The organism is Palleronia marisminoris, from assembly GCF_900172315.1.
GTDB classification, from domain to species: domain Bacteria; phylum Pseudomonadota; class Alphaproteobacteria; order Rhodobacterales; family Rhodobacteraceae; genus Palleronia; species Palleronia marisminoris.
Map to the genome: position 1 here is coordinate 133,256 of NZ_FWFV01000001.1, position 14,389 is coordinate 147,644.

Sequence of the window (14,389 nt, forward strand, 5' to 3'; positions counted from 1 at the left end):
GGAACGACCCGGTCGCGCCGGGCCGTGCCGTTCATGTCGCCGCGCTCAGGCGGTCTCGGGCAGGAACATCTCGGAGATGTCCTGGTAGCAGACCGGCCGCAGGAACCGCCGGATCGCCAGCGTCCCGACCGAGGTCGCCCCGTAGTTGGTCGACGCGGGGAACGGCCCGCCATGCACCATGGCATCCGCGACCTCGACCCCCGTCGGGAAGCCATTGGCGAGGATCCGACCTGCCTTGCGTTCGAGGATGGGCAGCAGGGTGCGGGTCAGATCCGCGTCCTCGGTGTCCATGTGCAGGGTGCAGGTCAGCTGGCCCTTCAGGCCGCGCGCGATGGTGGCGAGCTCCTCAGGGCTCTTCGCGCGAACGATCAGGCCGGTGGGGCCGAAGACCTCTTCCGCGAGAGCCTCGTTCGCAAGGAACGTCTGGGCATCCGTCTCGAACAGGAAGGGCGTCGCGTTGCGCTCCCCGGGCTCCGACACCACGACCTCGCGCACCCCGTCCGAATCCCGCAGGGCGTAGGCGCCGTCGCGATAGGCGCTCGCGATGCCCTTGGTCAGCATGGTCTGCGGTCCGGCCGCTTCCAGCTTGGCCTTCGCGGCGTCGCGGAACGTGTCCGCCTCGGGGCCATCCAGAACCACGGCAATGCCCGGGTTGGTGCAGAACTGCCCCGCCCCCATGGTCAGTGACCCGGCCCAGCCTTCGCCAATGGCCGCGGCGCGCGTGGCCATGGCGCCGGGCAGCAGGAACATCGGGTTGATCGAGCCCATCTCGCCGAAGAACGGAATCGGCTCGGGGCGGCTGACGCAGAGGTCGAACAGCGCTTTGCCGCCCCGGTACGAGCCGGTGAACCCGACCGCCTTGATCAGCGGGTGCTGGACCAGCGCCTGCCCGACCTCGAGCGATCCGCCATGCACCTGATTGAACACGCCGCGCGGCATGCCCGTGGCTTCGGCCGCGGCGTTGATCGCCTCGGCAACCAGCTCGCAGGTGCCGGCATGCGCCTCATGCGCCTTGACCACGACGGGACAGCCCGCGGCAAGCGCGGCGGCGGTGTCGCCACCGGCGGTCGAGAAGGCCAGCGGGAAATTCGACGCGCCGAACACGGCGACGGGGCCGATGGGGCGCTGGACCACGCGCAGATCGGGGCGCGGCATGGGTTGCCGGTCGGGCAGCGCGGAATCGTGGCGCATGTCGAGGAAGTCGCCCTGGCGAATGTGGCTCGCGAACAGGCGCATCTGGTTCGCCGTGCGCGGCAGCTCGACAGAGCGGATGCGCGGCTCGGGCAGGCCGGTTTCGGCCATCGCCATGGGGGTGATCGCGTCCACCCGCGCCTCGAGTTCGGATGCGATCGCCTCGAGGAACGCCGCGCGGGCCTCGCGCGTGGTGGCGGCATAGGCGTCGAACGCCGCTTCGGCGGCCTTTGCCGCGCGGTCCACGACGGATGCGTCGCCCAGCGAGATCTCGAGCGGATCGCCGGTCGCGGGGTCGGTGCGGAAGGTTCCCTGACCGGAAATCCAGTCCCCGGCGATGAGGTGCTTGCCGTGAATGTCTTGGGTCACGTGGTTTCTCCTACGTTCGTTGGTGCGCGAGCCCTCAGAGGCCCCAGCGCATCGAGATCGGGTCGAGCGGGCGGAGAAGGCCGAGCAGCTCTTCCCGCGTCTCGGGCGGCAGCGGCGCGACCGGGTGGCGGCAGAAATCCGACCGGATCACCCTGCCCTCAACCATCGCGGCCTTCGCGGCCCGGAAGCCGCATTGCCGGTTTTCGTGGTTCACCGCCGGAAGGATCTTCGTGTAGGTCTCGACGGCCGCATCGCGATCGCCCTTGCTATGGGCCAGAACCACCTTGGCGATCCATTCGGGGATCATCGCCGAACACATTGTGCCGGTCGCGCCCGCGTCAAGATCGGCAAGCTGGGTGATCCCCTCCTCGCCGTCCAGAGGGCTGACGATCGCGTCGCCCCCCGCCGCGATCAGCGCGCGCAGCTTGGTCGCCGCGCCGACGCATTCGATCTTGAAGTGCTGGACCATCTCGATCTCGCGCGCCATCCGGACCAGAAGATCCACCGGCAGTTCGACCCCCGACAACGGCGCGTCCTGGATCATGATCGGGATGCCGACCTCGCCCACCTGCGCCAGTTGCTCGTAGGTCTGCTGGGCCGAGCCCCGCATCAGCGCGCCGTGATAGGGCGCCATCATCATCACCGCCCGCGCGCCCAGATCCTTTGCCAGCTGCGCCCGCTTCACCGCGACCTCGGTCGCGTAGTGTGAAATGGTCACGATCGCAGGGATCCGCCCGCCGAGGTGCTTCATGCAGAAGCGGGTGAGGGTCTCGCGCTCGGCGTCGTCGATCAGGAACTGTTCCGAGAAGTTGGCAAGGATGCAGACGCCGTCCGCGCCCGTATCCACGATACAGTCGAGCACCCGGCCCATCCCGTCGAGATCAAGCGTGCCGTCGTCGTTGAACGCTGTCGGGGCAACCGGCCAGGAGCCGGTCATCTTGTTCGCAAGCATGGTATCTCCGTCCCGTGGGTATCAGTCATGAAAGGCGTCGGTCGTCACGCGACGGCCGAGCATGAAGGCGTCCGCGACATGGATCAGCGGTGCGAGATCCACGTCCGAGCCGCCGTCGGCCAGAAGCGTCGCGAAGCGGCGATAGAGGCCGGGGTATTCTCCGTCGTCCTCGAGCGGTCGGTCGGTGCCGTCGATCGTCAGGCGGGCGCCGCCGCTTTCAAGGCGCAGGGTGCCCTGGTCGGTCTCGACCTCGATCTGCCAGATCTCGCCGCCCTCCTGCCGCCAGTCGAAGCCGGCGGTGGCGTCTATCCCGTCGGGGCCGGTGAAGGTCAGGTCGGCCGCGATGGGAGTCTCGCGGTTCTCGGGGAAGGTCAGCTCGGCACCCGACAGGTGCAGCGGCAGGGGCATGATTTCAGTCAGGATCGACAGCGCGTTGATGCCCGGATCGAAGACGCCGAGGCCGCCGGGCTGCCAGATCCAGGCCTGACCCGGATGCCACTTGCGCACGTCTTCCTTCCAGTCGACGCGGACGCGGCGGATCGGCTTGTCGGCCAGCCACTCCCGCGCGGGTTCGACCCCGGCGGCGTAGCGCGAGTGCCATGTCGCGAACAGGCTCACACCCGTCTGCCGCGCCAGCCCGTCGAGCGTCAGAACCTCGGCCACCGTCGCTCCGGGCGGCTTCTCGAGCATGACGTGGCGCCCGTTGGCGATCGCCGCGAAGGCTGCGGCGAAGCGCGGCACGGGCGGCATGCAAAGCGACAGGGCCGTCACGTCCGGACGCGCCTCGAGCAGCGCATCGACGGTGGCGAAGTTCTCGACCCCCTCGACCCCGCCCGAGCCCGACACCGTTGCCGCAAGCTCGAAGGCCGGATCGGCGGCGATGGCCGGGATGTGCTGGTCGCGGGCGATCTTGCCCACGCCGACGATGGCGAGCTTAGTGGCTGTCACGGGGCACCTCGTTTCCACGGCAACCCTTGAGGAAGTCGAAATCCGCGCCGGTATCCGCACCCTCGACATGCTCGTGATACATCCGGGCATAGCCGCTGCCAGGCACCTCGACGCGGGAGGTCCATTCGGCCAGGCGCTGCGCCAGTTCCTCGTCCGAGATGTCGAGATGCAGGCGGCGGCCCGGCACGTCCAACTCGATCATGTCGCCGCTGCGAACCACCGCGAGCGGTCCGCCAACTGCCGCCTCGGGCGCGGTGTGCAGCACGACGGTGCCATAGGCCGTGCCCGACATCCGCGCGTCCGAGATCCGCACCATGTCGGTGATCCCCTCGCGCAGGACCTTGGGCGGCAGGCCCATGTTGCCGACCTCGGACATGCCGGGATAACCCTTCGGTCCGCAGTTCTTCATGACCATGATGCAGCTGGCGTCGATATCGAGCGCGTCGTCGTTGATCCGCGCCTTGTAGTCGTCGATATCCTCGAACACGACCGCCCTGCCCCGGTGCTTCATCAGAGCCGGGCTCGCGGCCGAGGGCTTCAGCACCGCGCCATCTGGCGCGAGGTTGCCGCGCAGGACCGCGATGCCGCCCGATGCCGCAAGCGCCCTTTCGGCCGGCAGGATCACGTCCTCGTTCCAGTTGACCGCGTCCTTGACCTCGTCCCAGACCGGACCGCCGGAGACCGTCAGCGCGTCCTTGTTCAGAATGCCAGCCTCGCCCAGGCGCTTGAGCACGACCGGAAGGCCGCCAGCGTAGAAGAACTCTTCCATCAGGTACTTGCCCGACGGCATCAGGTTCACGATGGTCGGCACGTCGCGGCCAAGGCGATCCCAGTCGTCGAGCGTCAGGTCGACGCCGACCCGGCCGGCCAGCGCGAGGATGTGAACCACCGCGTTGGTCGAGCCGCCGACCGCGCCGTTGGTGCGGATCGCGTTCTCGAACGCCTCTTTCGTCAGGATGTCCGACGGCTTCAGGTCGTCCTTGACCATCTGCACGATGCGCCGGCCAGAAAGTTGCGCCATGACCCGCCGACGCGCGTCCACCGCCGGGATCGCAGCGTTGCCCGAGAGCGCCATGCCGAGTGCTTCGGCCATCGATGCCATCGTGGACGCGGTGCCCATCGTGTTGCAGGTCCCCGACGAGCGGCTCATGGCCTGCTCGGCCTCGAGGAACTCGTCCTGGGTCATCTTGCCGGCCTTGATGTCCTCGGACATCTGCCACAGCGCCGTGCCCGAGCCCAGACGCTCGCCCCTGAACCAGCCGTTCAGCATCGGTCCGCCGGTCACGACGATGGACGGGATGTCGGTCGAGGCCGCACCCATCATCAGCGACGGCGTGGTCTTGTCGCAGCCCACCAGCAGCACCGCACCATCGATCGGCTGGTTCCGCATCGTTTCCTCGACCGCCATGGCCGCGAGGTTGCGATACATCATCGCCGTGGGGCGGAAGGTGTTCTCGGAGGCGCTGAACACCGGCACTTCGAGGGGGAAGCCGCCGGCCTCCCAGATGCCGGCCTTCACCTTCTCGGCCAGGTCGCGCAGGTGGCCGTTGCAGGGCGTCAGGTCGGACCAGGTGTTCATGATCCCGATGACCGGCCGACCGTCGAACAGGTCGTGAGGGTAACCCTGGTTCTTCAGCCATCCCCGGTGATAGATGTTGTCGCGGCTGGTACCGCCGTACCATTCCTGGCTGCGAAGCTTGCGGGGCCACTCGGCTGGGGCGAAGGTCATCGGTCTACTCTACCTCGACTGGAGTTCTGACACCGCGGCGCAAGGCAGCGGGCGTAGGATGGGGGTCGGCACGGAGGACATGGTGCTCAACCCTTCTTCTTGTTCATGACGTCGAAGATGACGGCGGCGAGCAGGACGAGGCCCTTGATGACCTGCTGGTAGTCGATCCCGATGCCGAGGATCGACATGCCGTTGTTCATCACGCCCATGATGAAGGCGCCGATCACCGCTCCGACCACGGTGCCCACGCCGCCTGCCATCGACGCGCCGCCGATGAAGACGGCCGCGATCACGTCAAGCTCGAACGTCGCGCCAGCCTTGGGAGTGGCGGTGTTCAGGCGCGCGGCGAAGACGAGGCCGGCCAGCGCGGCGAGCATCCCCATGTTGGCGAAGGTCAGGAAGACCAGCCGCTTCGAGTTGATGCCCGAGAGCATGGCCGCCTTCTCGTTGCCGCCGATCGCGTAGATGCGGCGTCCGATCGTGGTGCGGCTGGTCAGGAACGAATAGATCGCGATCAGCAGCGCCATGACGATGAAGACGTTGGGAAGACCGCGGAAGTCGGCCATCAGCCAGCTCATCCACGAGATCCCGAAGAAGATCAGCGCGGTCTTGGCGGCGAAGAAGGCGAAGGGCTCGGCGGGCGTACCGGTCTTGGCCTCGCGCTGGCGACCGCGGATCGCCATGAAGGCAAGGCCCCCTGCGACCGCGAGCCCGATCAGGAAGGACAGCAGGTTGAAGCCCTCCATCGCGAACACGTCGTTGATGAAGCCGGATGAGATCAGCTGGAACTGCGCCGGGAACGGGCCGACCGACTGGCCGGCCAGCAGCCACAGGGTCAGGCCCTTGAAGACCAGCATCCCCGCCAGCGTCACGATGAAGGACGGGATGCGGAAATAGGCCACCCAGAAGCCCTGCGCCGCGCCGATCAGAGCGCCCGCCGCAAGGCACAGGATGCCGGCGAGCAGGTAGGGAACGTCCCAGTTGACGATCATCACGGCCGCCAGCGCGCCGGTGAAGCCAAGGACCGAGCCGACCGAGAGGTCGATATGCCCCGCGACGATCACCAGCAGCATCCCGATCGCCATGATGATGATGTAGGAGTTCTGCAGGATCAGGTTGGTCACGTTGACCGGCCGCAGCAGGATGCCACCGGTGGCGACCTGGAAGAACGCCATGATCGCGATCAGCGCGAAGAGGATGCCGTATTCGCGCAGGTGCGTCTGAAGAAAGCGCCAGCTCGCGCGGGCCTGCTGGCCGGCAGGCGCGTCGAGGCCTGTGTTCGTGATCTCGCTCATGCGACTTCCTCCTGGCTGGCGGCCGACTTCCGGTCGCCCGACCGGATGATGGCTGCCATGATCTTTTCCTGGCTCGCTTCGGAAGTGGACATCTCGCCCACGAAGCGGCCCTCGTTCATGACGTAAAGGCGATCGGTGATCCCCAGAAGCTCGGGCATCTCGGACGAGATCACGATGACGGCCTTGCCGGCCTTCGCAAGCTCGCGGATCACGGTGTAGATTTCGAACTTGGCACCCACGTCGATGCCGCGGGTCGGCTCGTCGAGGATCAGCACGTCCGGATCGGCAAAGAGCCACTTGGACAGCACGACCTTCTGCTGGTTGCCGCCCGACAGGTTCACCGTCTCCTGGTCGATCGAACTGGACTTGATGTTCAGCCGGTCGCGGTAGCGTTCGGCGACCTCGGCCTCGCGCTTGCGATTGACCACGCCGCGGTCGGCGATCGCGTCGAGCTTCGCCAGCGGCACGTTGCGCCGGATCGTGTCGTCGAGGACCAGCCCGAAGGTCTTGCGGTCCTCGGTGACGTAGGCGAGTCCGGCGTTGATCGCCTTGCGGGGCGTCGACAGGTCGGCGGGCTGCCCGCCGATCAGCGCCTCGCCCGAGATGTCGCGCCCCCAGGCACGGCCGAACAGGCTCATCGCAAGCTCGGTGCGGCCCGCGCCCATCAGGCCTGCGATACCCACGACCTCGCCGCGGCTGACGTTGAAGCTGACGTCCTTCACCACCTGCCGATCGGCGTGCAGCGGGTGGTGAACGGTCCAGTTCCGGACTTCCAGCGCGACCTGGCCGGGATTCGGCGCCTCTTTCGGCGGGTAGCGGTCGTCCAGCGACCGGCCCACCATGTCCTTGATGATATCGTCCTCGGAGATGCCGTCGGAGCAATCCAGCCGCGCCACGGTCGAGCCGTCGCGCAGCACCGTGATGGTGTCGGCGACGCGGCTGATCTCGTTCAGCTTGTGGCTGATGAGGATCGAGGTGACGCCCTGCGCGCGGAATTCGGCCAGCAGGTCCAGCAGCTTCTCGCTGTCCTGCTCGTTCAGGGACGAGGTCGGCTCGTCCAGGATCAGAAGGCGCACGTCCTTGGACAGGGCCTTGGCGATCTCGACCAGCTGCTGTTTGCCGAGCCCGAGGTCGTCCACCAGCGTCTTGGGGCTTTCGTTCAGGCCGACGCGCTTGAGCAGTTCGGCCGCGCGCGCTTCGGTCTCGCGCCAGTCGATTACGCCGCCCTTGGCGCGCTCGTTCCCCAGGAAGATGTTCTCGGCGATCGACAACAGCGGGATCAGCGCGAGTTCCTGGTGGATGATGATGACGCCAACGTCTTCGCTGTCCCGGATGCCGCGGAAGGCGCGGGTCTGGCCGTCGAACAGGATCTCGCCGTCGTAGCTGCCGTGGGGATAGACGCCGGACAGCACCTTCATCAGGGTGGACTTGCCGGCCCCGTTCTCGCCCACCAGCGCATGGATCTCGCCCTCGGCGACGCGCATGTTCACGTCGTCGAGCGCCTTCACGCCCGGGAATTCCTTGGTGATGCCGCGCATCTCGAGGATCGTCGTCACCAATCGCTCCTTCGTTGGAAAGCGGCCCCGGCAGGGGCCTTGATGCGCGCCCGAAAGCACGGGCGCGCAGAAGAGATCACTCGATCTCGGAGGCGTCGTAGTAGCCCGAGTCGACCAGCACGGACTGGATGTCGTCCGACGTCACCGGAACCGGCTCGAGCAGGTAGGACGGCACCACGATCACGCCGTTGTCGTAGGTCTCGGTGTCGTTGATCTGCGGCTCGCCGCCCTGCAGAAGCGCGTCCACCATGCCCACGGTGACCTCGGCCAGCTCGCGCGTGTCCTTGAAGATCGTCGAGTACTGGTCGCCGCGCTGGATCGCCTTGATCGAGGGGATCTCGGCATCCTGACCGGAGACGACCGGCATCTTCATGTCGCCCGACCCATAGCCGACGCCGCGGAGCGACGAGATAATGCCGATCGACAGGCCGTCATAGGGCGACAGCACGCCGTGGATCTGCTGGTCGGTGTAGTTGGCGGACAGCAGGTTATCCATCCGCGACTGCGCGACCGATCCATCCCAGCGCAGGGTGCCGACCGTGTCCATGCCGAGCTGGCCCGAGACGACGTTGATGCGCCCCTCGTCGATCAGCGGCTGCAGGACGCTCATCGCGCCGTCGTAGAAGAAGTAGGCGTTGTTGTCGTCCGGGCTGCCGCCGAAGACCTCGACGTTCCACGGCTCGACGTCCGGGAAGCGCTCTTCGAGACCCTCGACCAGCGTGTTGGCCTGCTGCACGCCGACCTGGAAGTTGTCGAACGTGGCATAGTAGTCAACGTGCTCGCTGTCGCGGATCAGGCGGTCATAGGCGACCACGGGGATGTCCATGGCGGCGGCGTTTGCCAGCGCGTTGGTCAGCGTGGTGCCGTCGATGGCCGCGATCACCAGCGCATCGACACCGGTGGTGATCATGTTCTCGATCTGCGCGAGCTGGTTCGGGATGTCGTCCTCGGCGTATTGCAGGTTCGTCTCGTAGCCCGCCTCTTCGAACTGGCGCACCATGTTCTCGCCGTCCGAGATCCAGCGGGCCGAGGATTTGGTGGGCATCGAGATGCCGATGGTGCCCTGGTCCTGGGCGTAGGCCGGAATGGCGAGAACGGCGGCAAGCGCCGTCGCGCCGAGAGCGCGTCTGGTAAGTTTCATGTCTTCCTCCCTTTGAGGCAGGGCGCGTTGCCCTGCGTGGTCCCCCTTTCCGCGCAGCGTTCGGTGGCGGCGGCGGTGGGACAATAGCAGCGACAGGCTTGCGACATCCTGTTATGCAGGTCAAATGCGGTTTGTGATGACAGATATACCGAAACGGAGATAACCGATGCCACCTGCCCCCTCGTCCGGTGGAGACGATCTGGTCCGCAGGGGCCTCAAATTCTCGCAATTGCGGTTGCTCGCCGCGCTGCGCGATTTCGGCCAGATCGGCGCGGCGGCACAGGTGGTTGGGATTTCCCAGCCGGCCGCCTCTCGTCTTCTGTCGCAGCTCGAGGCGACGGCCGGCGCGCGGCTTCATGTGCGCCACGCACGGGGCGTATCGCTGACCGAGGCGGGGCTGGCCCTGGCGGACCAGGCGTCGCGGACGCTGCGCGACCTCGACCGGGTGCATCAGCAGATCGGCCAGATCGCCGGCGGCACCCGCGGGCACGTGCAGGTCGGCTCGGTCACGGGTCCGTCGATCGAGCTGCTCCTGCCGGTGCTGCGGGCCGCTCGGCGGGCCCATCCCGATCTGGAAGTGACGGTCGAGATCGACACGTCCGATCGGCTGGCAGAGGCGCTCGTCGGCAACGACCTGGACTTCTATATCGGCCGCATCCCCGGTTCCGCCGATGCCCGACCCTTCGCCATCGACATGATCGGCCCCGAGCCGATCAGCCTTCTCGTCCGGTCCGACCATCCCCTGATGCAGCAGCCTGATCTGAGGCTCGAGGACTGCCTCTCCTACGACTGGATCACCCAGCCGCCGGGCGGGCTGTTGCGCCGCACGGCCGAAAGCTACCTGCTTGCCCGCGGCCTTCCCCTGCCCGGTCGCGTGCTCGGCACGACCTCGATCCTCTTCACCCTCGCCCATATCACACAAACGAACGCCATCGCCCCCATCGCCCGCGCCGTGTCCGAGTTCTTCATCGGCCGGGCCGCGGGCGGTAGCCGGCTTGCCGCCCTGCCCCTCGCCGAAGACATGGCCGTATCCGACTACGGCATCGTCCGGCGCGCCGGAGATCCCCCGACCCCGTCGACCCAGCAGCTTCTGGACCTGCTGCGAGCGCATGTGCGCGGCTGACGCGGATCTTCAGAGGGCGATCACGAGGTCCGCGCGCAAGCCGCCCAGATCGACAGACTTCCCAAGGCGCAGCACGCCCCCATGCTGGCGCGCCACGTCCTGGGCAATGGCGAGGCCGAGACCCACGCCTGCCCCGCGGTTCTGGTTGCGCGCCCCGTCGAGGCGGGTGAAGGCGCGCATCGCCTCGGCCCGGGCCTCGACCGGGATGCCGGGTCCGTCGTCCTCGACCACGAATACCAGCGCGCGCCCCGTCCGATCGAGCGACACCCGTGCCCGCGTTCCATAGCGCAGGGCGTTGCCGACAAGGTTCTCCAGCGCGCGCGCAACCGCCAGCGAGTTCAGCGTCACCGTGCCAGCGGACTGGATCCGCCCCCGCTCGACCGTGCCACCGGCGCGGCGGGCTTTCTCGACGACATCATTGACCAGGTCGGTCGGGTCGATCAGCTCGGGCTCGCCCACGGCGCCCTCGCGCGCGAAATCGAGAAAGGCGTCAATCATTTGCTGCATCTCGTCGAGGTCGCGGCGCATCGGCTCGGCCTCGGCCGGGTCGAGCATCTCTAACTCGAGCCTCAGGCGCGTCAGCGGCGTGCGCAGGTCGTGGCTGATCCCCGACAGCATCATCGTGCGCTGCTCGATCTGCCTTTCGATCCGCGCGCGCATGTCGAGGAACGCGGCACCTGCGCTGCGCACTTCGAACGCGCCGCGCGGGCTGTAAGGCACCGAGCGCCCTTTCCCGAAGGCCAGCGCCGCGTCGGCCAGCCGCTTGATCGGCCTCAGCTGGTTCTTGAGGAACAGGTAGGCCACCACCGTCATCAGGAGGGCTGTCAGGATCATGATGACAAGGAACTGATGCGGGTTCCGGGCCGAGACTCGATCCCGGTCGAACCGGAACCGCAGCGGGCCGTGGCGCGTATCCACCGTCATGTCGACCACGCCGTCATCGGTGGACAGGTCGATTCCCAGCACCCCGCCCAGCTCGTCGGTCAGCGTCGGGATGACCAGGCGGCCCGACAGGTCATAGACCCTGCGGTCGGTGCCGGTCACCGGGACGGGATCGGGCAACGTGGTGCCGATGTCGAAATCCCGCCCCAAGGCCTCCAGAGCGCGCCGCGCGGCCTCGGGCGTGGGCGCCCCGTCGACGGCATCACGCAGGTAGCGTAGCTCGTAGGCAACATTCGTGCTCATCTGCTGGGTCACGTCTTCGAAGAGCCGCTGGATGAACACGACCGACACCACGATCTGCAGGCTGATGACCGGTAACAGAAGGATCAGCGCAGCGCGGGCATAAAGCGATCGCGGGGCATAGCGCTTCATGGACAGGTCAGCCATCTTCACCTCATGCGCGGGACGCCCTGCCACCTTAGGCGCCCGTCGAGCGGACTGGAACAGGAGCCGACGATGCCCGACGTTCAGAAACTGGAGCCGGGGCTGGTGCGCATCGTCGCGCCCAACCCCTCGCCCATGACCGAGCGGGGCACGAATACCTACCTGCTGGGCGATCCGCAGGCAGTCGCGGTGATCGACCCGGGGCCGGCGCATGACGACCACCTTGCCGCTATCCTGTCGGCCATAGGGGATCGCGATGTAACGCAGATCCTGGTCACGCATGCGCATCTCGACCACTCGCCCATCGCCGCGCGTCTGTCCCGGCACACCGGCGCCCCGATCCTCGCCTATGGCGATGCGCGCGCAGGTCGGCCCGAGCGGATGGAGGGCTTGACCGACCTTGGCGGCGGCGAAGGGGTCGACGCGAATTTCGTACCCGACCGACAGTTGGCCGATGGTGAGGTGATCGAGACCCCCGCCGGCCCGGTCGAGGCGATGTGGACTCCCGGCCACTTCGGAAACCACCTGGCGTTTCTGTGGACCGGAGCGGCGTTCTCGGGCGACCTGGTGATGGGCTGGGCCTCGACCTTCATCTCGCCGCCCGACGGCGATGTCGGCGCGTTCTTGGACTCCTGCCGCCGCTTGAACGAGCGCGCTCCCCGACGCCTCTATCCCGGGCACGGCGCCCCGGTGGAGGATCCGCCTGCGCGCATCGACTGGCTGATCGCCCACCGAAAGGCGCGTGAGGCGCAGGTCCTCGACGCCTTGTGCGAGGCACCCGGCACGCCCGCGTCGCTGGCCGCCCGAATTTACGCCGACATCCCCCCTGCCATGCTGCCCGCCGCCACCCGCAACGTGTTGGCCCACCTGATCGACCTCACGGCACGCGGTCACGTGCGACACCACGGTGCCGCAGGCTCCGACACGACCTTCCACCTCTGACCCGCCCGCGCCCGTCAAATTTTTTCCGGCAGACGCCTTGCACTCCTCGTCGCAATGCGAGATATGCACCGCAATTCCGGCGTAGCTCAGCGGTAGAGCAGTTGACTGTTAATCAATTGGTCGTAGGTTCGATCCCTACCGCCGGAGCCAAACTCACCCAATAAACAAGAGTTTGGCGATGCGTGCGCCGAATCTTCCACCGGAAGCATGCCACGCCATTCTTGCAGCGCACGAAGATCCCGTCGCCATCGAAGCCGACGGCAATAGCGCAGTCGAACCAAGTGGGCGAAGGCCCTCGCGGGCCTACGCTCTTTGGGTGGCACTATGCCGGATCAGGAAAGAACAACCTGGATATCGGTGTACTCGGCCATTCCCTCCTCGCCGAACTCGACCCCCAGCCCGGATTTCTTGACCCCGCCGAAGGGGGCGTTCGGTTGGATCGCGCCGTGCTTGTTGATCCAGACCGATCCGCAATCCATCCGCCCGGCCATGGCACGGGCGGCATCGACATCCGAGCTCCAGATCGATCCGCCGAGGCCGGTTTCCAGCGCGTTGGCATCCGTGAAAGCCTGGTCGAGGTCCGAGTAGCGGATGATCGGCAGGACCGGGCCGAACTGCTCTTCATCGACCAGCGGATCGCCGTTCGACAAGCCCGAGATCAGCGTCGGAGGGAAGAACAGCCCTTCGCCCGGCTCGCCCCCCAGAAGCACCGTTCCCTTGTCCCTCGACGCGTCGACCAGCCGCTTGATCTTGTCGAACTGCATCTGGTTCTGGACCGGGCCGAGGATGCTGCTTTCGTCCATCCCGTCGCCCACGGGGATGTTGCGGGCATAGGCCACCAGCGCATCGCAGACCGCGTCGTGGATGCTGTCGTGGACGTAGAGGCGCTTCAACGCGGCGCAGGTCTGGCCGTTATTGATGAAGGCGCCCCAGAACAGGCCTTCGGCGATTGCCTCGGGATCGGCATCCGGAAGCACGATGCCGGCGTCGTTGCCCCCCATCTCCAGCGTCAGGCGCTTCATCGTATCCGCCGCGCTTCTCATGACGCTCTGGCCGGTGGCGCAGGAGCCGGTGAAGACGATCTTGCGGATGTCGGGATGGGCCGACATCAGCGCCCCCAGATTTACGGTGCGATCATCACCGGTCACGATGTTCAGAACGCCGGGGGGCAGCATCGCGCCGAGGATTTCGACCATGCGCAGGGTAGCCAGGGGGGTGTTGGGCGACGGCTTGATCACCACCGTATTGCCCGTGCGCAAGGCCGGCAGGATATGCCAGACCGCGATCATGACAGGGAAATTCCAGGGCGTGATCGACCCGACGACGCCAAGCGGCTTGCGCGCGAGCGTCACGTGGCCTCCGTCGTCGTCCTGCAGGGTCTTCTCGGGCAGCGTCAGTTCGGCCGTGTAGGCAGCCCAGGCCTGCGCGCCGCCGACTTCCCACCGGGATCCCAGCCCGTTGAGCGGCTTGCCCTGCTCCAGTGTCAGAAGTTCGGCCAGTTCTTCGGCGTGTTCGCCGATGGCACCGGCCAGATCGCGGCAGAGGGCCTGCCGCTCGGCATCCGGGGTCGCGGCCCAAGCGGGAAACGCCGCCTTCGCCCGGGCAACGGTTTCGTCGAGGGCCTTTTCCGACGTGTTCGGCGCGCGGCCGACGACCTCTCCGGTCGAGGGGTTGCGGATCTCGAACGTGTCGGCCTCGTGTGTCGCCCGATCGTCGATGGTCGTGGAATGGTTCAGCATCGTGATGTCTCCTCCCTGTGAAATGCCCGCCATCGCGAGGACGGACAGGAAGGGGAGCGGCATGCGCCCCCCTTCCCC

General features: G+C 67.1%; 11 protein-coding genes and 1 tRNA gene. 3 read left to right on the forward strand and 9 right to left on the reverse strand.

What is annotated here, in order from left to right; all coding sequences use genetic code 11:
- Positions 1 to 45 precede the first annotated feature (45 nt).
- The 7 genes from PAM7066_RS00670 to chvE form a co-directional block, all read right to left on the reverse strand.
- The gene (locus PAM7066_RS00670) at positions 46 to 1,560 is read right to left on the reverse strand and encodes an aldehyde dehydrogenase (NADP(+)) (protein ID WP_085852201.1); all 1,515 of its coding nucleotides are present in this window, start codon (positions 1,558 to 1,560) and stop codon (positions 46 to 48) included.
- Positions 1,561 to 1,594: 34 nt separating this feature from the next.
- Positions 1,595 to 2,512 carry a dihydrodipicolinate synthase family protein gene (locus tag PAM7066_RS00675; protein ID WP_085852202.1) on the reverse strand — a complete coding sequence of 306 codons (918 nt, stop codon included), beginning with the start codon at positions 2,510 to 2,512 and terminating at the stop codon, positions 1,595 to 1,597.
- Positions 2,513 to 2,533: 21 nt separating this feature from the next.
- Positions 2,534 to 3,460, reverse strand: a complete 927-nt coding sequence (locus PAM7066_RS00680) for a Gfo/Idh/MocA family protein (RefSeq protein ID WP_217639904.1) — start codon at positions 3,458 to 3,460, stop codon at positions 2,534 to 2,536.
- Positions 3,447 to 5,189 carry an L-arabinonate dehydratase gene (gene araD, locus PAM7066_RS00685; RefSeq protein ID WP_085852204.1) on the reverse strand — a complete coding sequence of 581 codons (1,743 nt, stop codon included), beginning with the start codon at positions 5,187 to 5,189 and terminating at the stop codon, positions 3,447 to 3,449. Before araD ends, PAM7066_RS00680 begins: the two co-directional genes overlap by 14 nt.
- A gap of 86 nt (positions 5,190 to 5,275) precedes the next feature.
- Positions 5,276 to 6,484 carry a multiple monosaccharide ABC transporter permease gene (gene mmsB / locus PAM7066_RS00690; protein WP_085852205.1) on the reverse strand — a complete coding sequence of 403 codons (1,209 nt, stop codon included), beginning with the start codon at positions 6,482 to 6,484 and terminating at the stop codon, positions 5,276 to 5,278.
- Positions 6,481 to 8,040, reverse strand: coding sequence for a multiple monosaccharide ABC transporter ATP-binding protein (gene mmsA, locus PAM7066_RS00695; protein ID WP_090928577.1), 1,560 nt, complete (start codon positions 8,038 to 8,040; stop codon positions 6,481 to 6,483). The genes mmsB and mmsA overlap by 4 nt, the downstream gene beginning before the upstream one ends.
- 76 nt (positions 8,041 to 8,116) lie before the next feature.
- Positions 8,117 to 9,181 (reverse strand): multiple monosaccharide ABC transporter substrate-binding protein, encoded by a 1,065-nt coding sequence (gene chvE, locus PAM7066_RS00700; protein ID WP_085852206.1) that lies wholly within the window; start codon positions 9,179 to 9,181, stop codon positions 8,117 to 8,119.
- A 166-nt stretch (positions 9,182 to 9,347) separates the two neighbouring features.
- On the opposite strand from chvE, the gene PAM7066_RS00705 reads away from it, so the two are divergent.
- Positions 9,348 to 10,304: a LysR family transcriptional regulator gene (locus tag PAM7066_RS00705; protein WP_085852207.1), complete on the forward strand. Its 957-nt coding sequence runs from the start codon at positions 9,348 to 9,350 to the stop codon at positions 10,302 to 10,304.
- A 9-nt stretch (positions 10,305 to 10,313) separates the two neighbouring features.
- On the opposite strand, the gene PAM7066_RS00710 is transcribed toward PAM7066_RS00705, so the two are convergent.
- Positions 10,314 to 11,633, reverse strand: coding sequence for an ATP-binding protein (locus PAM7066_RS00710; RefSeq protein ID WP_085852208.1), 1,320 nt, complete (start codon positions 11,631 to 11,633; stop codon positions 10,314 to 10,316).
- A gap of 69 nt (positions 11,634 to 11,702) precedes the next feature.
- Between PAM7066_RS00710 and PAM7066_RS00715 the strand changes: the two genes are divergently transcribed.
- The gene (locus tag PAM7066_RS00715) at positions 11,703 to 12,572 is read left to right on the forward strand and encodes an MBL fold metallo-hydrolase (RefSeq protein WP_090928581.1); all 870 of its coding nucleotides are present in this window, start codon (positions 11,703 to 11,705) and stop codon (positions 12,570 to 12,572) included.
- Between the two features lie 75 nt (positions 12,573 to 12,647).
- Positions 12,648 to 12,722, forward strand: a tRNA-Asn gene (locus tag PAM7066_RS00720).
- A 182-nt stretch (positions 12,723 to 12,904) separates the two neighbouring features.
- Here PAM7066_RS00720 and PAM7066_RS00725 read toward each other — a convergent pair.
- Positions 12,905 to 14,374: an aldehyde dehydrogenase family protein gene (locus PAM7066_RS00725; protein WP_306456051.1), complete on the reverse strand. Its 1,470-nt coding sequence runs from the start codon at positions 14,372 to 14,374 to the stop codon at positions 12,905 to 12,907.
- Positions 14,375 to 14,389 lie beyond the last annotated feature (15 nt).

Coding starts and splice junctions, on each gene's coding strand:
- PAM7066_RS00675 (WP_085852202.1), bottom strand. CDS start 2,512: ATGCTTGCGAACAAGATGACCGGCTCCTGGCCGGTTGCCCCGACAGCG.
- araD (WP_085852204.1), bottom strand. CDS start 5,189: ATGACCTTCGCCCCAGCCGAGTGGCCCCGCAAGCTTCGCAGCCAGGAA.
- mmsB (WP_085852205.1), bottom strand. CDS start 6,484: ATGAGCGAGATCACGAACACAGGCCTCGACGCGCCTGCCGGCCAGCAG.
- chvE (WP_085852206.1), bottom strand. CDS start 9,181: ATGAAACTTACCAGACGCGCTCTCGGCGCGACGGCGCTTGCCGCCGTT.
- PAM7066_RS00705 (WP_085852207.1), top strand. CDS start 9,348: ATGCCACCTGCCCCCTCGTCCGGTGGAGACGATCTGGTCCGCAGGGGC.
- PAM7066_RS00710 (WP_085852208.1), bottom strand. CDS start 11,633: ATGGCTGACCTGTCCATGAAGCGCTATGCCCCGCGATCGCTTTATGCC.
- PAM7066_RS00715 (WP_090928581.1), top strand. CDS start 11,703: ATGCCCGACGTTCAGAAACTGGAGCCGGGGCTGGTGCGCATCGTCGCG.
- PAM7066_RS00725 (WP_306456051.1), bottom strand. CDS start 14,374: ATGCCGCTCCCCTTCCTGTCCGTCCTCGCGATGGCGGGCATTTCACAG.